At 71.8% G+C, this 22,125-nt stretch carries 18 protein-coding genes and 1 pseudogene; 7 read left to right on the forward strand and 12 right to left on the reverse strand.

Going from position 1 to position 22,125, the window contains the following annotated elements:
* Positions 1 to 175: 175 nt before the first annotated feature.
* Positions 176 to 649: an SRPBCC family protein gene (locus ACWC24_RS35575; protein WP_450667037.1), complete on the reverse strand. Its 474-nt coding sequence runs from the start codon at positions 647 to 649 to the stop codon at positions 176 to 178.
* A 174-nt stretch (positions 650 to 823) separates the two neighbouring features.
* Positions 824 to 1,690 carry an AraC family transcriptional regulator gene (locus tag ACWC24_RS35580; protein ID WP_450667038.1) on the reverse strand — a complete coding sequence of 289 codons (867 nt, stop codon included), beginning with the start codon at positions 1,688 to 1,690 and terminating at the stop codon, positions 824 to 826.
* Positions 1,691 to 1,899: 209 nt separating this feature from the next.
* Between ACWC24_RS35580 and ACWC24_RS35585 the strand changes: the two genes are divergently transcribed.
* The gene (locus ACWC24_RS35585) at positions 1,900 to 3,939 is read left to right on the forward strand and encodes a calcium-binding protein (protein WP_450667039.1); all 2,040 of its coding nucleotides are present in this window, start codon (positions 1,900 to 1,902) and stop codon (positions 3,937 to 3,939) included.
* A 379-nt stretch (positions 3,940 to 4,318) separates the two neighbouring features.
* On the opposite strand, the gene ACWC24_RS35590 is transcribed toward ACWC24_RS35585, so the two are convergent.
* Positions 4,319 to 4,618 carry a hypothetical protein gene (locus ACWC24_RS35590; RefSeq protein WP_450667040.1) on the reverse strand — a complete coding sequence of 100 codons (300 nt, stop codon included), beginning with the start codon at positions 4,616 to 4,618 and terminating at the stop codon, positions 4,319 to 4,321.
* 35 nt (positions 4,619 to 4,653) lie between these two features.
* On the opposite strand from ACWC24_RS35590, the pseudogene ACWC24_RS35595 reads away from it, so the two are divergent.
* Both ACWC24_RS35595 and ACWC24_RS35600 read left to right on the forward strand, forming a co-directional pair.
* Positions 4,654 to 4,908, forward strand: a pseudogene (locus ACWC24_RS35595) (hypothetical protein); the annotation flags it as partial.
* Positions 4,909 to 4,999: 91 nt separating this feature from the next.
* Positions 5,000 to 5,539 carry a GNAT family N-acetyltransferase gene (locus tag ACWC24_RS35600; protein ID WP_450667041.1) on the forward strand — a complete coding sequence of 180 codons (540 nt, stop codon included), beginning with the start codon at positions 5,000 to 5,002 and terminating at the stop codon, positions 5,537 to 5,539.
* Positions 5,540 to 5,662: 123 nt separating this feature from the next.
* Here ACWC24_RS35600 and ACWC24_RS35605 read toward each other — a convergent pair whose 3' ends face one another.
* A complete protein-coding gene (locus ACWC24_RS35605; protein WP_450667042.1) occupies positions 5,663 to 6,022 on the reverse strand; it encodes a hypothetical protein in 360 nt (119 codons plus the stop codon).
* A 318-nt stretch (positions 6,023 to 6,340) separates the two neighbouring features.
* Entirely contained in the window at positions 6,341 to 6,847 is a 507-nt protein-coding gene (locus ACWC24_RS35610) for a nuclear transport factor 2 family protein (protein ID WP_450667043.1), read from the reverse strand.
* A gap of 124 nt (positions 6,848 to 6,971) precedes the next feature.
* On the opposite strand from ACWC24_RS35610, the gene ACWC24_RS35615 reads away from it, so the two are divergent.
* Positions 6,972 to 7,877 (forward strand): LysR family transcriptional regulator, encoded by a 906-nt coding sequence (locus ACWC24_RS35615; protein ID WP_450667044.1) that lies wholly within the window; start codon positions 6,972 to 6,974, stop codon positions 7,875 to 7,877.
* A 27-nt stretch (positions 7,878 to 7,904) separates the two neighbouring features.
* Here ACWC24_RS35615 and ACWC24_RS35620 read toward each other — a convergent pair whose 3' ends face one another.
* The 6 genes from ACWC24_RS35620 to ACWC24_RS35645 all read right to left on the reverse strand — a co-directional run bounded on the left by ACWC24_RS35620 (position 7,905) and on the right by ACWC24_RS35645 (position 16,542).
* On the reverse strand, positions 7,905 to 8,795 hold the full coding sequence (locus ACWC24_RS35620) for an ABC transporter permease (protein WP_450667045.1): 891 nt from the start codon (positions 8,793 to 8,795) through the stop codon (positions 7,905 to 7,907).
* On the reverse strand, positions 8,792 to 9,904 hold the full coding sequence (locus tag ACWC24_RS35625; RefSeq protein ID WP_450667046.1) for an ATP-binding cassette domain-containing protein: 1,113 nt from the start codon (positions 9,902 to 9,904) through the stop codon (positions 8,792 to 8,794). Before ACWC24_RS35625 ends, ACWC24_RS35620 begins: the two co-directional genes overlap by 4 nt.
* Positions 9,905 to 10,012: 108 nt before the next feature.
* Positions 10,013 to 10,168, reverse strand: a complete 156-nt coding sequence (locus tag ACWC24_RS35630; protein WP_202919550.1) for a VenA family class IV lanthipeptide — start codon at positions 10,166 to 10,168, stop codon at positions 10,013 to 10,015.
* A 48-nt stretch (positions 10,169 to 10,216) separates the two neighbouring features.
* Positions 10,217 to 12,889, reverse strand: a complete 2,673-nt coding sequence (gene lanL / locus ACWC24_RS35635) for a class IV lanthionine synthetase LanL (protein WP_450667047.1) — start codon at positions 12,887 to 12,889, stop codon at positions 10,217 to 10,219.
* A 606-nt stretch (positions 12,890 to 13,495) separates the two neighbouring features.
* The gene (locus tag ACWC24_RS35640; protein ID WP_450667048.1) at positions 13,496 to 15,841 is read right to left on the reverse strand and encodes an ABC transporter permease; all 2,346 of its coding nucleotides are present in this window, start codon (positions 15,839 to 15,841) and stop codon (positions 13,496 to 13,498) included.
* Positions 15,838 to 16,542 (reverse strand): ABC transporter ATP-binding protein, encoded by a 705-nt coding sequence (locus tag ACWC24_RS35645; RefSeq protein ID WP_450667049.1) that lies wholly within the window; start codon positions 16,540 to 16,542, stop codon positions 15,838 to 15,840. The genes ACWC24_RS35640 and ACWC24_RS35645 overlap by 4 nt, the downstream gene beginning before the upstream one ends.
* 216 nt (positions 16,543 to 16,758) lie before the next feature.
* Here ACWC24_RS35645 and ACWC24_RS35650 point away from each other — a divergent pair, with 216 nt between their 5' ends.
* The 3 genes from ACWC24_RS35650 (at position 16,759) to ACWC24_RS35660 (ending at position 20,837) form a co-directional block, all read left to right on the forward strand.
* A complete protein-coding gene (locus ACWC24_RS35650; protein WP_450667050.1) occupies positions 16,759 to 18,069 on the forward strand; it encodes a sensor histidine kinase in 1,311 nt (436 codons plus the stop codon).
* Between the two features lie 62 nt (positions 18,070 to 18,131).
* Positions 18,132 to 18,767, forward strand: coding sequence for a response regulator (locus ACWC24_RS35655; protein WP_450667063.1), 636 nt, complete (start codon positions 18,132 to 18,134; stop codon positions 18,765 to 18,767).
* 210 nt (positions 18,768 to 18,977) lie between these two features.
* On the forward strand, positions 18,978 to 20,837 hold the full coding sequence (locus ACWC24_RS35660; protein ID WP_450667051.1) for a transketolase: 1,860 nt from the start codon (positions 18,978 to 18,980) through the stop codon (positions 20,835 to 20,837).
* A gap of 64 nt (positions 20,838 to 20,901) precedes the next feature.
* Here the strand turns inward: ACWC24_RS35660 and ACWC24_RS35665 are convergent, their stop codons facing one another.
* Positions 20,902 to 21,807 carry a LysR family transcriptional regulator gene (locus tag ACWC24_RS35665; RefSeq protein WP_450667052.1) on the reverse strand — a complete coding sequence of 302 codons (906 nt, stop codon included), beginning with the start codon at positions 21,805 to 21,807 and terminating at the stop codon, positions 20,902 to 20,904.
* Positions 21,808 to 22,125 lie beyond the last annotated feature (318 nt).

Here is a 22,125-nt window from a genome sequence, read left to right on the forward strand (position 1 = left end):
TCGAAGGCGATATCCGGCCATGATCTCGCATCTGCTGCCAAACCCGCTAGTTCTTGGCCACATGTCCCGAGAACAGGACGAGGCGGAATGAGGCAGGACGGGGCGTGACGAGGCGTGACGAGGCGGACGGCCCGTGACAGCGCCCCTCTCCCCACCTCGCCGTCACGGTCCACCCTCAGACGGACGCCCCGCCGCCGACGCCCGCGCCGTGCTCGACGTGTTCGCGCACGGCGATCCGGGCCGGCTTCGTCAGCATCATGCCGTTGCGGACCTTGACGACGTAGTCCACGGGCAGTCCGTGCATCCGGATGCCGGGACCCCGCAGGGGGTGCCAGTCGAGGGTGAAGAGGGTGTGCTCGCCCCAGGGAAGCAACCGCATGGCGATACGGGCCGCGCCGAAGGGATCCGCCTTCGCCTCCAGTTCCAGGCGACGCAGCGGTTCGCAGATACGTACGACGCAGGTGTCGTCGAGAGTCAGCGGTCCGGCACCGACACGGACTTTCAATCGGGCGCCCACGTCCGGCCGGTGCGGGTCCGCGGCGAGGACCTGCTGCGTTCCCGTCACCCACTCCCCGTAACGGCTGCCGTCGGACAGCAGGCGCCAGACCTCGGACGGCGAGTTAAGGATCAGACGGCGGTTCCGGGCCATGATCACGCTCCTGGAGGACGGTCCGCAGGGCAGGCACCTCGGGGCCGCTCCGGCCGCTCACGGGTTCGACTTGCAGCGTCATGCCGACCGTGCCGCGCGCGCGGTCCGACAGGTCCGGACGGGTGAGTCACCCTCCGCCTCGGGCGTCCGCCCCCGGACGGCCCGCTGCCCGATTCAGCCTCGCTCGGACTCCACAGGGAGCCACAGCTCGGCGTCAGCCTCGGTCCGGTCCGGCGACAGACGCATGCGCAGGATCTCGGGGCCGGGTCGGCTGCGGTACGGGTTGGACGGGAACCACTGCGTGAACACGTCCCGCCACAGCTCCTGGATGGCCTGCGGCGCCGGCCCGGAAGTGGTGAAGACCGCCCAGGTACCGGCCGGAACACCCAACACGGCCGATCCCGCGGGTGCGGCCGCAGAGGTGATCACGCCCTGGTAGTAGTCGAGTTCGGTTCCCTCGGCACGACCGGGATCCAGGTCGTCGCAGACCGCGACGATGCCGCGCGGCTCCTGGTCCGACAACTCCTCCAGACGCTCCAGGAGTTGCGGATCGATCCCGCGGACAAAGTCCATGATCGCCTGATTGGGTCCCGAATGCACCAGCGGCACCCGGGCTTTGAGACCGACGACGGTGAAGTCCGCCTTGTCCACGACGCGGTATCGCATACTGCCGTTCCCTTCGACGGTGAGGCGGAAGGCCATCCGGGACTGGGAGCTGAGCGCGGCGCCGATGCGGCGGGCCTCGCCCGGTCCGATGCCGTGCATGGCACGAAACGCCCGCGCGAACGCCTCACCGGAGCCGTAGCCGTAGCGCACCGCGATCTCCAGCAACGTCTCGCGCCCCGCGAGCACTTCGGCGCCCGCAAGGGTCAGCCGGCGGCGCCGGACGTACTCCGACAGCGGCATGCCCGCGAGCGCGGAGAACATCCGGCGAAGGTGGTACTCCGAGGTGGCCGCGATGCGCGCCAGCTCGTCCACCTCGACGACCTGGTCGAGATGGCTCTCGATGTGCTCCATGGCCTGGTTCAGCCGCTCCAGCATGCACGGTTCCTTCCTTGACGATCACCACGCTAGGCAGCGCCCACCGTGCCGGACCCGACATTCTGTGCCCGATCAAGTCGGGTCCCTGAAGATGATCCGCACAGCAGCGCGAGCCGCGCTCACCCGCTCGGATGGATTCGTACGTCCGGTGAGTGCAACGCCGCTCGTGGTGACCGTCTGCGCGTGCTGACGCCGTAAGGCTGTCGCCCATGTTCACCCCACATGCACGACCGGCGCGGCAGCGGCACAGCGGCCGCCGCCGCTCCCTCCCGGCCCGGGCCGGGACCGTCGTGGCGAGCGTCCTGGCACTGGTGCTGGCCCTCCCCGGGGCCGCGGTCGCGGCCCCGGGCGGCCTGGACTCCTCCTTCAGCGGTGACGGCAAGGTACTCACCGACATCGCCGACGACGATCACGCCGCGGACGTGGCGGTACAGCCCGACGGAAAGATCGTCTCCGTCGGCTCCTCCGTCGACGAAGCGGTGACGGAGAGCCGCTTCGCACTGACCCGGCACAACCCCGACGGCACGCCGGACACCGGCTTCGGCACCGGCGGCACGGTGACGACCGCCATCGACAACATGGGCCCGAACCTGCAATGGGGCGAGGCGCACGCCGTGGCGTTGCAGGCCGACGGCAAGATCGTCGTGGTGGGCAGCAGCTGGCGGGAGTACGACGACTGCTGCTGGTTCATCGTCGCCCGCTACAACGCCGACGGAACCCTGGACAACACCTTCAGCGGCGACGGCCGGGTCTTCGCCGACTTCGGCAGCCCCACCGAGGCCCAGGACGTGGCCGTCGACTCGAGCGGCAGGATCGTCGCGGCCGGCTACTACGGCGGGGACGTGGCGGTGCTGCGCCTCAGGAGCGACGGCACCCCGGACACCACGTTCGGGGGCGACGGCACGGTGACCGCCGATCCGGCGGGGCCGGTCCCGCAGGAGGGCGGTCACGGTCGTGCCCTGGCACTGCAACCCGACGGCAAGATCCTGGTCGGCGGCGAGGTGGGCACGACCCGCTTCGACTTCGCGCTGCTGCGCTTCAACACCGACGGCAGCCTCGACACGAGCTTCGACGGCGACGGCATCGTCCGCACCGACCTGGGCGACTACGACTCCGTGGAAGGTCTCGCGGTTCAGCCGGACGGAAAGATCGTCGCCGCCGGCTGCAGCGGCTCCCGGTTCGGGCTGGCCCGTTACCTCCCCAACGGCGCCTTGGACACGAGCTTCAACCGGACCGGCACGGTGCTCACCCCAGGCGGCGCCGCGGCCGACGTCAAGGTGCAGCAGGGAGACGGCCGGATCGTCGTCGCCGGAAGCACCGGGCCCGGCGGCGACTTCGCCGTCCGGCGCTACAACCCCGACGGCAGCCAGGACACCGGCTTCGGCGCCGGGGGCCTCGCGACGGCGGACTTCGGCGGCAGCGACGCCGCCGACGGCGTGGCCCTGCAGCCGGACGGAAAGATCGTCGCCGCCGGCGGGGGCGGGCCCGAAGGCGACTTCGCCCTGGCACGCTTCGAGGGTGGCAGCACCACCCCGCCGCCGTCCGGCGTGGATCTGGCGGTGACGAAGTCCGGTCCCACCACGGTCGGCATCGGTGACCGGCCCACCTACACCGTGCGGGTGACCAACAACAGCGCCACGGCCTCCGCCACCGACGTCTCCCTGTCGGACGCCCTCAGCGGCGTCGCCGTCTCGGTCGTCTCCGCGACCACCAGTGCGGGCACCTGCACCACCACCGCCACCTCCGCGAACTGCTCCCTCGGCACTCTCGCCCCGGGAGCGGTCGCCACGGTGACCGTCGCCGCCGAGCCGCGGACCACCGGCACACTCACGAACCGGGCCACCGTCCTCGCCGCTCAGAGCGACCCGAACTCCGGCAACAACACCGCCACGGCGACGACCACGGTCAACAACGCCCGCGGTTGCACCCGCGTCGGCACCAGCGGCAACGACACCATCACCGGCACCAGTGGCAACGACGTGATCTGTGCCCTCGGCGGCGACGACACCGTCAGCGCCGGCAGCGGCAACGACACCGTGTACGGCGGTTACGGCAACGACCGCATCGACGGCGGCGCCGGCAACGACAACCTCACCGCAGGCCCCGGCAACGACACCCTGATCGGCAACACCGGCACCGACAACCTCGACACCGTCGACAACGTCGCCGGCAACGACACCGCCAACGGCGGCCTCAACACGGACACCTGCACCACGGACGCGGGTGACATCCGCATCAGCTGCCCCTGAGCCATGCCGAAACCGCACGAGCGTGGGCCCCGTACGACGCGTACGGGGCCCACGCGGCGTACGCGATCCATCCGATGACCGCGGCGTCCGGAGCGGCCCGGACCACAAGTCGCGCACCGACACCCGTCCCCATCGCCCGCCGCAGACAAAAAAGAGACCCCGTCCCGAAACCCGGGACGGGGTCCTCACAGAGCGCCGGGCAGGCCTTGCACCTGCATCTCCCCACAGGAAGCGGGGCATCTTTCCTTGGACGACCAACGCATCGCAGTCCGGTGCGACCTCCACCGACCCGCTCAAGATCAACCATAGCAGAAACGTTACGCCGCCTCCAAGGACGCCCCTTCTCGACAAGCTGCCCCGCGATCCGCCCGCGAGCCGATCAGCGCGTCGCCGCAGGCAAAGGCCTCAAAAGCGCTTCATGTCCGGCGAGGCAGAGCCTGAGACGGCACTGGTCCTCGGCCTCGACGACCACCTGCCGGCCCCAGTAGGCGGTGAGCCGGTGCGCCACATCGACCAACCGACGGCGGTCTTCCGGCGTGTACGCCGGGAAGCGCACCCATCCCTGGTCGGCGATCTCGTTGCCGAGTTCACTGAACAGCAGAGCCCGCAGGCGCTGCTCTTCCTCGTCGGTCAGTGGTGTGGTCGCATCCTCCGCGGGCCGCACCCGGACGTTGTACAAGTCTCGTATCACGGTGCGGCTCGCAATCTCGTTAGGACCTGGTCCGTCACGAACCAGCGGTGCGGAAGGTGTTCCGTGAGGTTACGCGACACCGCGGGGCGACGGCCTCCGCACTGCTCGTCTGCCTGGCCGGCAAACAGGCCGGACCTGTAGCGGCCGGCCACCCGGCACTCCCGCCGTCGGTCGTCGTGGAACTGCTCACCGACGCGGACCGGCAGGTGGCGGAAGCCGCAGCGGCCAACCCGTCTCTTCCGCCCGCCGTGATGCTGGAGTCGGTGGGCCGGCGGTAGACACCCCGCCCGTCGGCAGGCCGGGGCGAGGGCGGTACCGGGCCCCCGCCGGCGGGGCTTCCCGCGCCTCTCCGGTTGTTAGGGTGTGCGCATGTCAGATTTGGGGCCCGTCGACTGGCCGCCCGAGCCGATCGAGACCAAAAGGCTCGTGCTCCGTGAGCCCGAGGCCCGGGACCGTGCCGCGTTCGTCGAGCTGTTGGCTTCGCCTGAGGTGCACACCTACCTCGGCGGTCCGCGTCCGCGTGCCGAGCTGGAGCGCGAGCTGCCCGGGGTGCCCGAGCGGTGGCCGGGGAGTTTCGTCGTCGAACTCGACGGGCTGATGATCGGTCAGATCCTGCTCAGGAGGGCGACGGGGCATCGTCGCCCGGCTGCCGCGGGGAAGGCCGATCTCGGTTACCTCTTCCTGCCGCGGGCGTGGGGATTCGGGTACGCCGCCGAAGCGTGCGCGGCGGCGCTCGGCTGGTTCGACGGCGTCCTTCCCGGCGAGCCGGTGGTGCTCACCACCCAGAGCGCCAACATCGGCTCGATGCGCCTCGCGGCGAAGCTGGGATTCACCGAGGTGGAGCGGTTCCGGGCCTGGGACGCCGAGCAGTGGCTCGGGCTGCGCTCCCCGGTCACGCCGTCCGCTTGAGCCCGAGGCCGCCGGGTCGGGTACCCCCTGGGGTGAGGACCCTCGGTTCGACCGGCCCGACCTGCGGCGCCCCGCCGCCGGAGGTTCCGGCGACGGGGCGCTGACGGGGCTGATGACGTCGGATCAGAAGGCGCAGATGGCGTACACGCTGATGCCGACGCTGCTGTAGGCCTTCTGCCTGCCGAGACCGATCCAGCCGGATCCGTCCGGGGTGGGGAAGCTGCCGACGAGCATCGCGTCGGCGCCCTGGGCCTCGGCTCCGCCACCGACGACGTGCTTGCCGGCCGGACAGAAGACGGTACGACGCTGGAAGTTCGGCACGTTCGCGTTGGGGAGCGTGACGATCTGGTAGCCGTCGATGGCACGGGAATGTACGGGCTTGGCAGCGGGTGTGTGCTCGGGGGCTGCCTGGGCGGCCCAGCCGGCTCCGGCGGCGAGGGTGAGCGCCAGGGCGCCGGCGGTGAGGGCCGTCTTTGCTCGCATGTGTCTCCTCCATGTCGTGCGGGACGCCTGTGGGCGGCGTCCCTTCACCGGCGCAACCTTGCCGGACGCCGGAGGCGCAGAACGGGCTTTTACAGGTCAAACGCCCTGATAGGAGGATGTGGGGGTACGGAGGCGCGAGGGGCGCGGGAACCGGGCGCGGGGTGCGGAGAACGGCCGGTACAGCACGGAACGCGGACCTCTCCCGGCAGCGGTCGACGGCAGTTCGGCGCCGCCGCTCGTAGACGCCGGGGGAGGGCGACACGACCGCCTCGGGCCAGGTCGTCCGGACGTGCTCGGGCCGGCACCGCTGCGCCGATGTCAGCCGAAGAACGCGCCGGGATCACCGGTGTACCAGGTGTTGTCGATGCGCAGTCGGCGGATGACCCAGCGGTCGCCGTCGCGGACCAGGTCGACGTCATAGGGATTCTTCAGGAGCGCGTGGGTGGTGCGGTCGGTGACGAGCAGGTGCTGGGCCTCGACCAGGGCGGTGAGCCGGGCGGTGTCACCGTCCACGACGATCCGCGTGTTCGTGATCTGGTGAGTGGTGTCCACCCGGTCGGCGAACATGGCCAGGATGGTGGTGACGATGCTCTCCCGCCCGGTCATCAACGGCGGCTCGGCCCCCCAACGCGCGGCGGCCGGGCGGAAGTCCAGCTCGGCGTCGGCGGCGAAGGCCGAGGCGAACAGCTCCCGGTCCTTGAGGTCCTGTCCCAGACCGAAGCGGTGGAGCGCATCGGTGATTTCCGCCCGGTCCCGGAGTTCCGCGACGGCCGCGGCCCTATCGTGGGCGGGAGCGGTCAGGGCGCGGTCGAGGGTGACGTACATGATGCTCTCCTGTGCAGTTCGGGGGCTTTCCGCGCCTCTGATCCTGCTGTGGGCCCGGAAGGACATCAATGCGCTTCCGCGCAAAGGTCGTTGAGCCTCGGTTGACGATGGAGGGTGACGGGGGATGCTGGAGCGGCACGAGTTGGAGGCGTTCCTGACGCTCGCCGAGGAGCTGCACTTCGGCCGCACGGCCGAGCGGCTGCACGTCTCCACCGCACGGGTCAGCCGGACCATCGCCAAACTGGAGCGCCGCATCGGCGTCCCCCTGTTCGAACGCACCAGTCGCCGGGTGGAACTCACCCTGGTGGGAAGGCAGTTGCAGGAGGAGCTGGGTCCCGCCTGGGCCCGGATCACCGACGCGTTCGAGCGGGCGGTCGACGCCGGACGCGGCATGACCGGGCTGCTGCGGGTGGCGTACGACGGGCCGGCAGCGGGCCAGTTGCTGGTCGGGGCCGCCCGGAGATTCCGCGCCCGGCATCCCGACTGCGAGGTCCACATCAAGGAAGCGCATCTGCCGCAGGTACTGCCGTGGCTGCGCGACGGCACGGCGGATCTCGCGCTGACCTGCCACCCGGTGCACGAGGAGGGCATCGTCACCGGGCCGGTCCTGGTGCGTGAGGCCCGTATGCTCGCGGTCCCGGCCGGGCACCCCTTCACCCGGCGCGCGGCCGTCTCCGTCGAGGACCTGGCCCGCGTGCCCGTGGTACAACTGCCCAGGACACCGCCGAAGTCACCGCGTCAGGACCGCACGCCGCCGCGCACACCCGCCGGCCGGCGCATCGTTCCCGGCCCGTCGGCCGTGACCTTCAACGAGATGCTGACGCTCGTCGGCGCCGGGGAGGGCGTCTTCGTCGTGGGCGCCCACGCCCGGCGTTACTTCGCCCGACCGGACGTCGCCTATGTCCCCTTCGAGGACGCCGCGCCGGTGGAATGGGGTCTCGTCTGGCCGGCCGACGGCGCGACATCCCGTGTGCGCGCCTTCAGCGAGGCGGCACTCGGTCTGGTCCGGGAATCCGCGTCGGCGCCCTGACGCTCTCGGCGGCCGACGGGTCGGGGGTCATTCGGGGCGGCTGAAGCGGCGGGCCGCCCAGAGCAGGGCCGCGACTCCGCCCGCCAGGAGGACCGCGCCCTCCAGGAGCAGGGGAGGTTGCCGGCCGGACCATTCGATGCCCACGGCGGTCGCCTGGCCGGGTACGCGCAGCGCGATGGCGCGGCGGAGCAGGTCCACCCCGTAGGCGAGCGGGTTGGCGGCGGCCAGCGGGTGGGCCCAGCCCGGCAGGTTGCCCAGGGGGAAGAAGCCGCCGGAGAGGAACAGCAGCGGCATCATCACCAGGCCGAGCAGCATGTGGAAGATCTCGGGCCGGTCGAGGCTCACGGCCAGCAGCAGGGACAGGGCCGTGATGGTGAAGGAGGACAGGATCATCACGGCGAGGAGCAGCGCCAGGAGCAGGGGGTCGTAGGGCAGGCCGACGGCGCCGGCCAGGCCGAGCAGCACGGCGCCCTGGACCGTGGAGACGAGGGTGCCGCCGGCGCAGCTCCCGAGCAGCAGGGTGGGCCGGCTGACCGGGGCCATCAGCAGTTCGCGCAGGTAGCCGCTCTGCCGGTCGGTGATCATACGGACGCCGACGATGATGGCCGGCGACTGCACGGTCATCATCAGCATGCCCGGGAAGAGGTACGTCTGGTACCCGACACCCAGTGAGGAGTCCGGGATCAGGGCGGCCAGACCTCCGCCGAGGACGAAGAGGTAGAGCACCGGCTGGATCAGCATCAGGGCGCTGTGCGTGGGCTGGCTCGCCAGGCGCAGCAGATCGCGGTGGACCAGGGCGTGGACCGCGCGCAGTTCGTGGCGCAGCGGCGGCCCGGGCTCGCGGCCGTCGCTGTGGCCGGCGCCGGGGTCGGCGGGGGTGCCGGAGGCGTCCGAGGCCGGGAGAGCGGGGGCGGTCATGGGGTCTCCTCGGTCGCTGCGGTGGTGGCGCCCGGCGCCGGGTCGGCCGGTGTCCGGTGCGGCCGGGGGGTGTGGATGCTGCGCCCGGTGTGGTGGAAGAAGACGTCGTCGAGCGTCGGTGGGGTCGCGGACGCGGCGTGCACGGCGATGCCGTGGGCTTCGAGTGCCGCGCACAGGCGGGGAATCCAGGCGCTGCCGTTGGGCACCCGCAGGGACACCCCCTCGGCGTCCAGGGTGACGGCCCGGCCCGAGGGAGCGGTCCGGCCCACGATCTGGCGTGCCGCCGCGTCGTCGCCGGTACGCAGCAGTACCCGGTCCGCCCCGATCGCGGCCTTCAGCGCCCGGGGCGTGCCCTGGGCCACGAGTCGGCCGTGGTCGAGGATGCCGAGCCGGTCGCAGTGCTCCGCCTCCTCCAGGTAGTGGGTGGTGACGAAGAGGGTGCTGCCGTGCCGTTCGCGCAGTGCGCGCAGGTACTCCCAGACCTGGGCGCGGGCGTGCGGGTCGAGTCCGGTGGTCGGCTCGTCGAGGAACAGCACCTCGGGCGCGTGCAACAGGCCGCGGGCGAGTTCCAGGCGGCGGCGCATGCCTCCGGACAGGGTGCGGACCGGGAAACGCCGGCGGTCGTCCAGTCCGACCGCTTCGAGCATCTCGGTGACGCGGACGCGGGCGTGGCGGCGGCGCAGTCCGTACAGGCGTGCGTGGATGTGCAGGTTCTGTTCGGCCGTCAGGTCCGGGTCCAGGGCGCTGTGCTGGAAGAGCATCCCGACCAGTCGTCTCACCTGGTCCGGTCGGCCGAGCACGTCGGCGCCGGCCACCGTGGCCTGTCCTGCGGTGGGGCGGGCCAGGGCGCACAGCAGGGCGAGGGTGGTGGACTTTCCCGCGCCGTTGGGGCCGAGGAAGGCGTAGGTCTCGCCCTGGAGGACGTCGAGGTCGAGGCCGCGTACGGCGTGGGTGGTGCTTCCGTCCGGGCCCGCGTAGCTCTTGACCAGGCCGCGCGTGCTGATGGCGTACACCGGTGGGGCGGCGGCCTGCGTACCGTCCGGGCCGGTGCGGGCGGCGGTCGGGGGCGTTGCTCGGGTGTGAGCGTCGTCACCGGCATGTGGCTTCATGGTCGGCTCCTCGTCCACGGGGGTGTCTTCCGCGCGGCCTGCGGGCCGCGGCGGAATCGGCTCCGGCCGGTGGCCGCCCGAGGGCGGCCACCGGCCGGAGGATTTCGACTAGGCGCAGCTGACGCCGATGCAGACGGTGTTCAGCAGCGTCAGCAGGCCGACGCACGCACAGGTGCCGCTGAACTGCGCGCCGTCGACACCGACCGGGTCGGTCTCCGGAAGGGCGTGCAGGTGGGCCAGCAGCTCGAGCGCCTGGTTCTCCATGACAATCTCCTTCTGTGAGCGGTTACGACAGGAGGATTTACCTGTCGTTCAGCCCGGCACCTGAGCCATCCAGTGCCGGGAGTCTGTGTGGCGCGTCCTCAGGAGGAACGCGAGGATGCCTGCGGATCCGTCGCTCCAGCTCGTCGAGACGTCCCCGTACTCGTTGGGGAAGACGACGTGGCTGTCGCGGTGGGCCCGTTCGCAGACGATGAGGCGGGCCAGGTCCTCGGCCATCGCCCGGTAGGCGGGGTCCCCGGTGGCCTCGGCCATGTCGAGGAGGAAGTCGCCGTTGCCGGCCAGTCCGTGGCACTGGGCGACGGCGGCGCGCGAGGCGCGTTCCACGACGGCGTGGGCGGCGCCGTGGGCGAGGTCGAGGAAGCGTTTGTCCCCGGTCTGCTGCCAGAGCCGGACCAGGAAGGAGCCGATGCCCGCCGAGCCGTGACACCAGTAGGGGGCGGTGGGCACGTCCGTGGCCTGGGCCGGCCACTGGGCCGTCTGGCCGACCATCACGGCGTTGGCCACCAGGTGCTCCCCCGCCGCCACGGCCAGCTCCATGTGTTCCACGCGGTGGGAGACGGAGGCGGCGGCGAGGAGGAAGCAGCCGATGCCGGCTGTTCCGTGCGCGAAGCCGAGGTAGCGTTTGCCGGCCTCCTTGGACACGGCTTCCGCGGGGACGGGCCAGCTCACTCCGGCCGGTTCGGTCCGTGCGGCGGCGGCCAGCCGGTCGGCCGCGTCGACGACCAGCTCGGCCAGGCGTGGGTCACCGCTGCGGTGCCACAGGTGGGCGGCGGCCATGCCGCTGCCGGCGCAGCCGTGGGTGATGTCGTAGCTGGGTGTCCGCTCCAGCGGGGCCAGCGCCAGGGCCAGCGCGTGGTCGGTGAGCGCGCGGTCGTCGACGGCACGTCCGGCGTCGTACAGGGCCCAGGCGATTCCGCGGCCGCCGAAGTGCAGTCCCGGCCGGATGGAGCGGGTGTCGGTGCGGGCGACGATCCAGTTGCCCGCGGTTCGGAGCAGTTCCGGCAGGCGCGGGTCGCCGGTGAGCTCGAAGTACCGGGTCAGGACCGCCAGTACACCGGCCGCACCCTGCTGCACGGTGCAGGGGTCCGTCTCACCGGCCAGGGTGGACACGGGCCACAGCCGCCCCTGGTCGGCCGGGGTCATCGACTCGACGAGGTGGTTCACCATCCCGGTGACCGCGACCTGTGTCACGTCATCGGACTCGGCTGTGCGTGCCGGTGCGACGGTGGGGCGCGCGGTCCATGACGGGTCCGCCGCACGCAGCGCCGTACGCGCCCTGTCCGGGTCCCAGCGCTCGCCGGGAGCGTCCTTCATCAGCCCGAGGATCATCTCCCGCAGGCCCTCCGGCAGGCCCAGCGTTCCCGCGCAGGCGTCCAGCCAGTCGGCGAACCGCTCCTGTTCCGGCCGGCCGGCCGGCTCCTCGGGCAGCAGGTCGGGCACCTTCCCGGCGAGCACGAAGCACACGGTGGCGCCGAGACTGTAGTAGTCGGCCGTCGGGGAGACGGGAGCGTCCGCCAGGCGTTCGGGAGCGCTGAAGCCGGGGGTCCCCACCTGGGTCGGGAGCGCGATGTCGTCCTCCAGGACGGCGAGCTCCAGGTCGATCAAGCGCAGTTCCCCGTCGGGGCGGACCATGACGTTGGCCGGGGTGAAGTCCCTCAGTACGCAGCCGCAGGCGTGGGCCGCCGCGACCAGGTCCACCAGAAGTGCGACCTGTTCGAGTGCTTCGGCCCGGTAGCGTTCGCTGCCGATGTCGCGGAAGCGTTCGGCGACCCAGTTGCGCAGGGGCACGCCCGGTACTTCCTCCAGGGCGAGGAACAGGTGCCCGCCCGTCTCGAACGTCGCGAGCAACTCCGGTGCCAGTCCTGTGTGTTTGAGCTTCTCCAGCGTCCTGGCCTCGGTCCGCAGCCAGTCGCGGACGTCGGAGCCGGACCTGTCGCCCTCGACGTGCGGCCGGGCCTCCTTGATCACCACGGGTGCGCCGGTGGTGACGTCGGTGCCCCGGTAGACGCCGCCCTTGTTGGTGTGCCGGATCGCTTCCCGTACCGAGAACCGGCCGCCGAGCAGCACGGGCTTGCTCGCCGCCTTCTCCTGTTGCGGTGGAAGCGGTACGGAGGCGGGAAAGGGGCTGACCGCCCAAGGGGGTGGCGCGTACTGCCCGGTGCGCTTGTCCTCCACGGGATTGCCGTCGGGGTCCTCGATGAACCACACCAGCAGACCCTCGTCCGAAAGCCGCCGCCGGCCGACGAAGGCGCCGTAGCGGTAGTGCACCAGACTGCGCGGGGCGTACGGCTGGTCGGACAGGATCCGGGGGCCGGCCAGTCCTGCCGTCGCCCTGTGCAGCTCCATCGCTATTCGGGCCGCGGCGGCGTCGGAGGGCGGGTATACGGTGATGAATTTGCCGGAGCTGCCTCGCGGTGTGGCACGGGAGTTGAGCGCGCTCACCTGTTCGAGCGATCGCACGAACTTGAATGCCGCGTCTTCACGCAGCAGCACGTCCATGGCCCTCACAAGGACTTCCGGGGCAGAGGCGGCCGTCGCGGAAACATGCAGTTTCCAGCCTTGCCGGCGTTGAATTCCGGACAGGCAGGTGAGGCGGCACCACATCTCGTCCGCGTCGGTCGTCCAACGCGCCTCCGTACCGGTGGCCTGCAATGCCCGGCGGAGCAGACTTTCGAGGTCGACTTCGGTTGCGTGGCTCGTCATGCGTCCCTCCCATCGGCGAGAACCGCTGAGAGAAATGTGCCTCCAGCCGGAAGAAATGCACAACACCCGCCTGCCGCATTCACTCGGTCCAGCGAGCGCAGGGTGTTATCGCCGTTATGAAAGGCACAGTCCGGCGCGAATTATCGGCGCACGAGCGCCCCCCGGAGCGGAAATACTCCACCCGTTCGACGACTTCGCCGTCTGCACCGGGAAAGCACAAACGGACCGAATTGATTCGCCCTCGATCAAGGATTGATGCCCCCTCAATCCTTGATTGATGATACAGGTTCAAGAGGACCACGGCGACCCGCCGACCCCAGCTTTCCCAGGGGTTCCTTTATACCGCCTCGGCGATGCACGCCGTTCCCGTATCCGGCATCGCCCAATCCTTGCTCTCCGTCGAACAGAGAATTGAGATGAACAGCGGTCATGGCCAACGATATCGGCACGGAGTGCGGGCATTCCGCTTCCATTTCACCCTACATTTTGACCCATATAATATTACCAATCGGTGGTGGAGGAACGACGGATCCATGACCCGCCACGACGCCCCGGCCTCCAGCGCCGAGCGATGGAGGCCGGGGCATGAGCGCGGGTCCCGACCTCCTATTCGGTGCGCAGAGCCGTGGCCGTTCGGGCTCTTGCGGCCCAACCGGCGGGCAGCAGCGCGCCCAGGGCGGCGATGAGCAGCCCGCCGAGTGCGAGCGGGAGCAGTTCGGCTCCGTGGTAGACGGCGATGACGGAGTCGGGCAGACGCAGCCCCGCGCCGTCGCCCATCGCGGGCATGACCCAGCCGTGCACGCTCACGCCGAGCGGCACACCGAGCGCCCCCGCGACGAGTCCGGTCACGACGACCGAGGTGAGGACCATCGCGAGGGTCTGCCGGGGTGTCATGCCCAGCGCCTTGTGGACGCCGATCTCCCGGACCCGCTCGCGGGTGTCGAGCAGTACGCCGTTGAGGACGCCGAGCGCGGCGACGGCGACGAGCATCAACGTGAGGAGCGCGGAGAGCGCGTCGAGCGTGACGACCATGTCACTGCCGGCGCCGGGACCGCCGATCTGGGCGGTGACGCCCAGCGGCGCCAGGTCCCTGTTCAGCGCGTCGACGTAGGCGGCGACGTCGGTGCCGGACGTGACCGCGATGTGATGGCTCGCGTCCGTCAGGTCGGGACGGGCGGGCGTGAGGGTGCGGGCGTCGGTGAAGACCTGCATCCCGCTGTTGCGGGGGTCGAGGACCTCCCCGACGATCCGGACCGTGACGGGCTCGGCGAGTCCGCCGAGGGTGAGGGTGTCGCCGATGCGGGTGCCGGTGGCGGCCAGGAAGGCGGTGGGGACCGCGGCCTCACCGGGCCCGCCGATCCAGCGGCCCTCGACCATCGTGTAGCCGCCCCAGGAGGCGTCGCCGGTGAAGGCGATCACGTCGACGGTGCCGGTGAGACCGGCCACGGTCGCGCGTACCGTCGCGGCGCGGTAGTACTTCGCGGTTCCGGCGGTCGCCTCGACCGCCGCCGCGACCGCGGCGGGATCCGCCCGCGGCTTTTCGATGACGGTGCCTCGGGGTCCGAACTCCGGCAGCGGCTCGGGCACGGTGACATCGGCGGCGTCATGGGCCTTGGCCTTCATCACCTCGCCCAGCGAGGCGCTCATCCCCACGGTGAACGTGGCGGCGACCGTGCCGAACAGCACCGCCGTGCCCATGGCCAGCGCGCGGGCCGGTCTGGCGAAGGGCCGGGCCAGACCCAGCGCGACCGGCTGCGGCAACGGCAGCCGGCCGGCCAGCCGGACCGCCCACCGGCCGCGCCCCGCCGAAGCGGTGCGGCCTACGGCGAGCGCGTCGACCGTACGCAGCCGACCCGCCCGCCAGGCACCGGCCCACGCGGTCGCCGCCACCAGGCCGAGCACCCCGGCGATCACCGCCAGGTCGACCCAGGGGGCGACGGCCAGGGACGAGGTGCCGTACACGTCGGTGGCCTCGGCCAGTACGGGTACGGCGAGCAGGTGGCCCGCGAGGACACCGAGTGCCGTGCCGACCGCGGCCGGGACCAGCGCCTGGCCGACATAGGCCCGTACCACCTGGGCCGGGGTGAAGCCGACGGCCTTGAGGACGCCGATCCGGCGCGTCTGCGTGCCGACGGCCGACGCGACCACGTTGCCGACGACGAGCACCGACATGACCAGGCCCAGAACGCCGAACGTCACAAGGAACGGGACGTACAGGGCGGTGGCACGTTCGGCATTCTTCCTGACGGTCAGCCACGACTGTTCGCCGACGGCCGCCGCCCGCGGCAGGGACGCCGTCACGGCCTTGCCGCCCGCGGTGATCTGCGCGGCAGTGTCCGCGTGGGTGAAGCGGTAGACCATCTGGTAACCGCCGCCGCCGGGCTCGGTGAGCGCCGGCATCTGCAACGGGAGCACCCAGGCGTCCGCGGTCTGCGTGACCGACCGGGCCACCCCGACCACCGTCAGCGTCGGAGCGCCGGACGGCCGGGAGAAGGCGACTTTCCCGCCCAGGTCCGGGATGAGCGGGGAATCGGCGGACAGCACGATCTCACCGGCCCGGACGGGCCAGCGCCCGTTCAGCAGCGTCACCTCGTCCACGTCCCGGCCCGGACCGCTGCGCCCGACGACGGTGATGGGCCACCCGGGGCCCGCCTCGTCCGCCCGCGGGGTGACCGTCGCCGTGGGGAACGGTCCGGCCGCCGCGCTCACGCCTTCCGCGGCCCCGGACGCCGACAACTGCCCCGCGCTCACCCTGCCCGCGTCGAACTGGACGGACAGATGCGCGCCGTGCTGCCGGGCGAAGGCGTCGTCGAAGGGCCCGTCGGAGATCACCATCAGCGTTCCGCCGAGGACGGCGGCGGCCACCGCCATCAAGGTGGTGAGCCCGATCACCAGGGTCTGCACCCGCCGTCGTGCCACCCCGGAGCGCACCACCTTGCCGAGCGCGCTCATCGGGCGGCCCCGGCGTCGGCTCGCGAACCGACGTCCTCGGTGATCCGGCCGTCCCCGATCCGTACCGTCCGCTGGGTGCAGGACCGGGCGAGCGCCAGGTCGTGGGTGACCACGACGATGGTCTGGCCCTCGGCGTGGAGGTCGCCGAGCAGCCTGCTGACGTCCTGTCCGGCGGCCGTGTCCAGGGCCCCGGTCGGCTCGTCGGCCAGGAGCAGTGGCGGCCGGTTCATCAGTGCCCGGGCCACCGCGACGCGCTGCCGCTCGCCGCCGGACAGCCGCCCGGGGCAGGCGCGGGCGTGCCGGTCGATGCCGAGGCGCTCCATGAGTTCCGCCGCCCTGCGGTCGGCCTCGGCCCGTGCCGTACCGGCGAGCCGCGCGGGCAGGACGACGTTGTCGGCCACGGTCAGATCGTCGAGCAGATTGAAGAACTGGAAGACCATGCCGATCCTCGATCGCCGGTGGAGCGCCGATCCGGCCTCGCCCAGCCGATCGACGCGCACCCCGTCCACGGTGACGGTCCCCGAGTCCGGCCGGTCCAGCCCCGCGATCAGGTTGAGCAGGGTGGACTTGCCGCTGCCGGACGGCCCGAGGATCGCGACGGCCTCGCCGGGCCGCACGGTCAGCGACACGTCGTCCACGGCGGGCGGGCCGTCGTCGTAGCGTCGGCTCACCTCGCACAGTTCGATCACCGGCGTGGTCATGAAAGGGCTCCTTCGGTACGGGGATTCGGACCCGTCGGACGCTAGGAGCGCGCCCGGCCCGGGTGCGTCGCCCGCCCGGACCCCTTGCCGTACCGCATCGGGATGACCTCCCGGAACGTCATCCTTTCGATGTAGGCGCCCGATGCAGGCGGGGCGCCGGAAACGGTCGCCGAGGCGGACCCGCAGGGTCCGGACGGCGGCGACAATGAACCGGTGATGAACGCACGGACGACGTCGGAGCGGCTGTGGGCCCTGGCCCGCGGAGCGGTCCGCGATGCCTGGATCCCGACCGGTCCGCCGCTGCGGCCCAGCCGTCGCGCCTGGCGCTTCGACGTGCTGGTGGCACTGGCGCTCGGCGTCATCACGGTCTACTACGGCATCGACAACGCGAACAACATCGTGGTGCGTGAGATCGCGCCGGGTGTGTCGTACGTCGTGCCGCGCCCGTCCGGCCCCGGCGGTCTGGCCTTCATGGTGACGCTCGCGGTCGTCGCCTCCGGTGCCCTGGCGCTGCGCCGCCGCTTCCCGCTCGCCGTGCTGTGCGTGGTGACGGCCGCGGCGCTGGCGACACCGCAGAGCGTGCTGCGGCTGACCCTGTACGCGTTCGTCAGCGCCGTCTACAGCGCCGCCGTGCACAGCCCGTACCGGTTGGCGACCCTGGCGGCGCTGCCGGCGTCGGTGCTGCTGGTGGGCACCTCGGGGAACTCGGTGACACCGGTCGTCCCCAACGAGTACATCGTCCTGCTGATCCTGGTCCCGATGGCGGGCGCCGCCCTGGGGCTGCGCACCTGGAAGCTGCGGACCGACGAGGGCCGGGCCCGGCTCTCCGCTCTGGAACGCGAACAGGCCGAGGCGCTGCGCCGGGCCGTGGAGCACGAACGCGCGCGCATCGCCCGCGAACTGCACGACGTCGTCACGCACAACGTCAGCGTGATGGTCATCCAGGCGGGTGCCGCCCGCAAGATCATGAAGACCGACCCCGAGGAGGCAGGCGAGGCCCTGCTCGCCGTCGAGGCGGGCGGCCGGGCGGCCATGACCGAACTGCGGCACGTCATGGGCCTGCTCACCATGGCCGCCGACGGCGAGCCCGCGGACCCGGCCGAGGACCTGGCCGGCACAGGCGCGGAGCTGAGCCCGCAGCCCGGCCTGGACCAGTTGCACACGCTCGTGGGACGGGTACGGGACGCCGGGCTGCCGGTCGAGCTGACCGTGACCGGCCCGCCCTGCGAGGTCCCGCCCGGTATCGAGCTCGCCGCCTACCGCGTGGTCCAGGAAGCCCTGACCAACACCGTGAAGCACGCCTCCGGCGCCACCGCCTCCGTGATCGTCGAATACGGACCGCGGCGGCTGCGGGTGGAGGTCACCGACACCGGCGGACGGCCGGACGCCGACGCGGTCACCGGCAACGGCCGGGGGCTGATCGGCCTGCGCGAGCGCCTCGCCGTCTACGACGGAACCCTGAGCACCGGCCGGCGCCTGGCCGGCGGCTACCGTGTGGAGGCGCTGATCCCTCTGGAGGCACCGTGACCGAGCAGCCGCCGCGGGTGCTCCTGGCCGACGACCAGACCCTGGTCCGCACCGGCTTCCGGATGATCCTGCGGGCCGACGGCGTCGACGTCGTCGCCGAGGCCACCAACGGGGCCGAAGCGGTCGAAGCGGCCCGCCGCACCCGTCCCGATGTGATCCTGATGGACATCCGGATGCCGGAGATGGACGGTCTGGAGGCCACCCGCCGCATCCTCACCGGCGCCCCCGGCGAACCCCGCGTCATCATCCTGAACACCTTCGACCTCGACCGGTACGTCTACGCGGCCCTGTCCGCCGGGGCCAGCGGTTTCCTCCTCAAGGACGTCACCCCCGAGCACCTGGCCTCGGCCGTACGCACGGTCCGTACCGGCGACGCCCTGCTCGCCCCCGCCATCACCCGCCGCCTCGTGCAGCGGTTCGCCCGTCACGGCGGCGAGACCGCCGCCCTCCACCGCGACCTGGCCGCCCTCACCCCGCGCGAACTGGAGGTCCTCGGCCTGCTGGCCCGCGGACTGAGCAACGCCGAACTCGCCGCCCGCCTCCACCTCGCGGAGGCGACCGTCAAGACCCATGTCGCCCGCATCCTCGCCAAGCTCGGACTGCGCGACCGGGTGCAGGCCGTCATCGCCGCGTACGAGACCGGGCTGGTCAGCGCCGGCGACCGCGAGACCGACCGGCAGGCCACCGAGCAGCCTTAGAGCTCCGAACAAAGGTTCCGAACAGAAGTGAGGTCCGGAAGGCGGTGGATACGACCGGCCGTCATCCGGCGCGTGCACGGGCCCGCGCATCGCTCATACGCGTCCCTGCCGACGACGTGCACCGCCGAAGGGGGAAAAGCTGCGCCGGAGCGATCGGCCGCCTCGAACGAGGGAACCCCTAACCCGTCGTCCGACGAGAAAGGCTCCGCCATGACCACCACCCTCGGCCCCGAGAGCGATCTGTCCCAGGTCTTCGAACTCGCCCAGCAGCTCCGCGTGGACTCCGTCCGTGCCAGCACCTCCGCCGGCTCCGGACACCCGACCTCCAGTCTGTCCGCGGCCGATCTGATGGCCGTGCTCATGACCCGCCACCTGCGCTACGACTGGGACGCTCCCGACAACCGGGCCGGCGACCACCTGATCTTCTCCAAGGGCCACGCCTCTCCCCTGCTCTACGCGATGTTCAAGGCCGCCGGGGTCGTCGACGACGACGAGCTGATGACGACCTACCGCCGCTTCGGCCACCGCCTCCAAGGCCACCCCACCCCCGTCCTGCCCTGGGTCGACCTGGCCACCGGCTCGCTCGGGCAGGGCATCGCCTACTCCGTCGGCATCGCCCTGGCCTGCCGGGACCTCAGCAAGGTCGACTCCCGGGTGTGGGTCCTGTGCGGTGACAGCGAGATGACGGAGGGCTCCGTCTGGGAGGCCCTGGACAAGGCGGGCCGCAACCGGCTGGGCAACTTCACCGCGATCATCGACGTCAACCGCCTCGGGCAGAGCGGTCCCACCGAGCTCGAATGGGACACGCAGGCCTACGCCCGCCGCGTCGAGGCGTTCGGCTGCCGCGCCCTGGTGGTCGACGGCCACGATCTCGACGCCGTCGACAAGGCCCTGACCACCGCCGCCGACGGTCCCGAGACCCCCACCGTCATCGTGGCCCGCACCGTCAAGGGCCGGGGCGTCAGCGAGGTCGCCGACAAGAACGGCTGGCACGGCAAGCCGCTGCCCGAGGACATGGCCGAACGCGCCGTCGCCGAGCTCGGCGGCCGACGCGACCTGCGCGTGCGCGGCCCCCAGCCGCCGCAGGCCCGGCCCGTCCCCGTACCGAGCGCCGCGAGCGTCGAGCTGCCCCGCTTCGAGGTCGGCGACAGCGTCGCCACCCGGGTCGCCTTCGGCAAGGCCCTCGCCGCGGTGGGCGCCCGTCCCGACGTGGTCGCGCTGGACGCCGAGGTCGGCAACTCCACCCACGCCGAGGACTTCCAGAAGGCCCACCCCGAGCGGTACTTCCAGACCTACATCGCCGAACAGCAGATGATCGCCAGCGCGGTCGGCATGGCCGTGTGCGGCTACCGCCCCTACGCCACCACGTTCGCCGCCTTCCTCACCCGTGCCCACGACTTCATCCGCATGGCCGCCGTCTCCCAGGTCACCATGGCCCTGTGCGGCACCCACTCCGGTGTCGAGATCGGCGCCGACGGCCCCTCCCAGATGGGTGTCGAGGACCTCGCCATGATGCGCGCCGTCCTCGGCTCCACCGTCCTCTACCCGAGCGACGCCACCTCGTCCGCCGCCCTCACCGCCGCCATGGCCGACCTCGACGGCATCTCCTACCTGCGCACCACCCGCGGCGCCTACCCCGTCCTCTACGGCGCCGACGAGAGCTTCCCCGTCGGCGGCTCCAAGACCCTGCGCCACAGCGCCGAGGACCAGGTCACGCTCATCGGCGCCGGCGTCACCCTGCACGAGTGCCTCGCCGCCGCCGACCGGCTCGCCGGCGACGGCATCACCGCCCGCGTCGTCGACCTCTACTCCGTCAAGCCCGTCGACGCCGACACCCTCACCCGTGCCGCCCGGGAGACCGGCTTCCTCGTCGTCGCCGAGGACCACCACCCCGAGGGCGGCATCGGCGAGGCCGTGCTGTCCGCCCTCAACACCGCGGGCGCCCACGCGGCCGTCGCCCATCTCGCCGTCCGTGGCCTCCCCGGCTCCGGCACCACCGACGAACTCCTCGACGCCGCAGGCATCTCCGCCACCCACATCGCCGACGCCGCCCGCACCCTGCTCGGGTGACCCGGCCCGCCCGCGACACAGGCCCTGGCAGGCGGCCCCCACGGGGCGGCCGAACCCGTACCGCTCACGTCGTACCGCGCGTCCTCGTACAACTTGCGGCGACCAGATCGGCGAAGCTCCGGGCGAGCGGGGTGAGTGCGTCCCAGCGGCGTACGGCCCAGCCGACCGACAGCGGCGGCAGCGCCGGAACCGGGACGAGACGCAGAGCGCTGCCGTCACCAGGTGCGGGAAGGCCCGGTACGGCGGGTACGACGGCGTGGCCCAGGCCCAGTTCGGCGAGGAGCAGGGCCGTGTCCCAGTCGGCGACGCTCGTGTCCGAGCCGGTCCTCACGCCCAGTTCGGCGAAGGCGGTGTCCAACCGGGCGCCCGAGGTGGAGTTCGGCGGCAGCCGGACGAGGTGGACGCCGGTGAGGTCGGAGGCGTCGATGTGCGACCGGGCCGCGAGCGGATCGTCGTACCGCGTGGCCAGTACCCAGGGCAGATCCACGACGGGGCGCTGTTCGATACCGCGCACCGGGCCGCCCACGGTGATCCAGGCGAGGTCGAGGTTGCCGGCCAGCAGGGCGTCGAAGCAGCCGCGGCTGGAGGTCTCGGTCCGGAACTCCAGGTTCACCTTCGGGTACCGCCGGCGGAAGGAGACGATCGCCTCGGCCATGAAGTGCCGGACGGTCGTTCCGCCGGTGGTGATCCGCACGGAACCGCTCTCGCCGTTCACGAGGTCTCCCAGGCGGCGCAGCGCGAGATCCAGCCCGTCGATCCCGTCGGCGGCGGCGTCGCGCAGGATGCGCCCCGCCGCCGTGGGAACGACCCCACGCGGCTGACGTTCCAACAGGCTCACGCCCGTCTCCCGCTCCAGGCGCTTGACGTGCTGGCTCACCGCGGACTGCGTACAGGACAGGTCACGGGCCACGGCGCTGAGGCTGCCCGCCCGGCACACGGCGACGAACACGCGCAGGTCGTCCAGAGTCATGACGCCCAAGCTACACCTGGGGTGAGTGGAGCAATCCCCAGGATTGACTGGGGTGTTGGGGTGTCAGAAGATCATTGCAGGGCCCGGGCGGCAACCCGTCAGGCGCCTTCGTACGGATCCGGACCGGCGAAGGCACCGGACGGGTGCCGACCCACCCGTCGGCGATCCGGGCGTGGAAGGCAGAGCGCCGTCCTGCGTGCCGTGGCGCGTTCCGTGCCCCCCAAAATTCCCCTGCGGCACAGCTGTCACACAGGTAAGTTACCCTCCGGTGTTCTGACCTGTCGGTCCAACACATCCTTCTGACCTGTGGGGGGTCCC

It is taken from the genome of Streptomyces sp. NPDC001443, from assembly GCF_053597355.1.

Excerpts from the sequence above, each read along its gene's own strand:
- ACWC24_RS35575 (WP_450667037.1), bottom strand. The coding sequence starts at position 649 with ATGGCCCGGAACCGCCGTCTGATCCTTAACTCGCCGTCCGAGGTCTGG.
- ACWC24_RS35580 (WP_450667038.1), bottom strand. The coding sequence starts at position 1,690 with ATGCTGGAGCGGCTGAACCAGGCCATGGAGCACATCGAGAGCCATCTC.
- ACWC24_RS35585 (WP_450667039.1), top strand. The coding sequence starts at position 1,900 with ATGTTCACCCCACATGCACGACCGGCGCGGCAGCGGCACAGCGGCCGC.
- ACWC24_RS35600 (WP_450667041.1), top strand. The coding sequence starts at position 5,000 with ATGTCAGATTTGGGGCCCGTCGACTGGCCGCCCGAGCCGATCGAGACC.
- ACWC24_RS35605 (WP_450667042.1), bottom strand. The coding sequence starts at position 6,022 with ATGCGAGCAAAGACGGCCCTCACCGCCGGCGCCCTGGCGCTCACCCTC.
- ACWC24_RS35610 (WP_450667043.1), bottom strand. The coding sequence starts at position 6,847 with ATGTACGTCACCCTCGACCGCGCCCTGACCGCTCCCGCCCACGATAGG.
- ACWC24_RS35615 (WP_450667044.1), top strand. The coding sequence starts at position 6,972 with ATGCTGGAGCGGCACGAGTTGGAGGCGTTCCTGACGCTCGCCGAGGAG.
- ACWC24_RS35620 (WP_450667045.1), bottom strand. The coding sequence starts at position 8,795 with ATGACCGCCCCCGCTCTCCCGGCCTCGGACGCCTCCGGCACCCCCGCC.
- ACWC24_RS35625 (WP_450667046.1), bottom strand. The coding sequence starts at position 9,904 with ATGAAGCCACATGCCGGTGACGACGCTCACACCCGAGCAACGCCCCCG.
- ACWC24_RS35630 (WP_202919550.1), bottom strand. The coding sequence starts at position 10,168 with ATGGAGAACCAGGCGCTCGAGCTGCTGGCCCACCTGCACGCCCTTCCG.
- lanL (WP_450667047.1), bottom strand. The coding sequence starts at position 12,889 with ATGACGAGCCACGCAACCGAAGTCGACCTCGAAAGTCTGCTCCGCCGG.
- ACWC24_RS35640 (WP_450667048.1), bottom strand. The coding sequence starts at position 15,841 with ATGAGCGCGCTCGGCAAGGTGGTGCGCTCCGGGGTGGCACGACGGCGG.
- ACWC24_RS35645 (WP_450667049.1), bottom strand. The coding sequence starts at position 16,542 with ATGACCACGCCGGTGATCGAACTGTGCGAGGTGAGCCGACGCTACGAC.
- ACWC24_RS35650 (WP_450667050.1), top strand. The coding sequence starts at position 16,759 with ATGAACGCACGGACGACGTCGGAGCGGCTGTGGGCCCTGGCCCGCGGA.
- ACWC24_RS35655 (WP_450667063.1), top strand. The coding sequence starts at position 18,132 with ATGATCCTGCGGGCCGACGGCGTCGACGTCGTCGCCGAGGCCACCAAC.
- ACWC24_RS35660 (WP_450667051.1), top strand. The coding sequence starts at position 18,978 with ATGACCACCACCCTCGGCCCCGAGAGCGATCTGTCCCAGGTCTTCGAA.
- ACWC24_RS35665 (WP_450667052.1), bottom strand. The coding sequence starts at position 21,807 with ATGACTCTGGACGACCTGCGCGTGTTCGTCGCCGTGTGCCGGGCGGGC.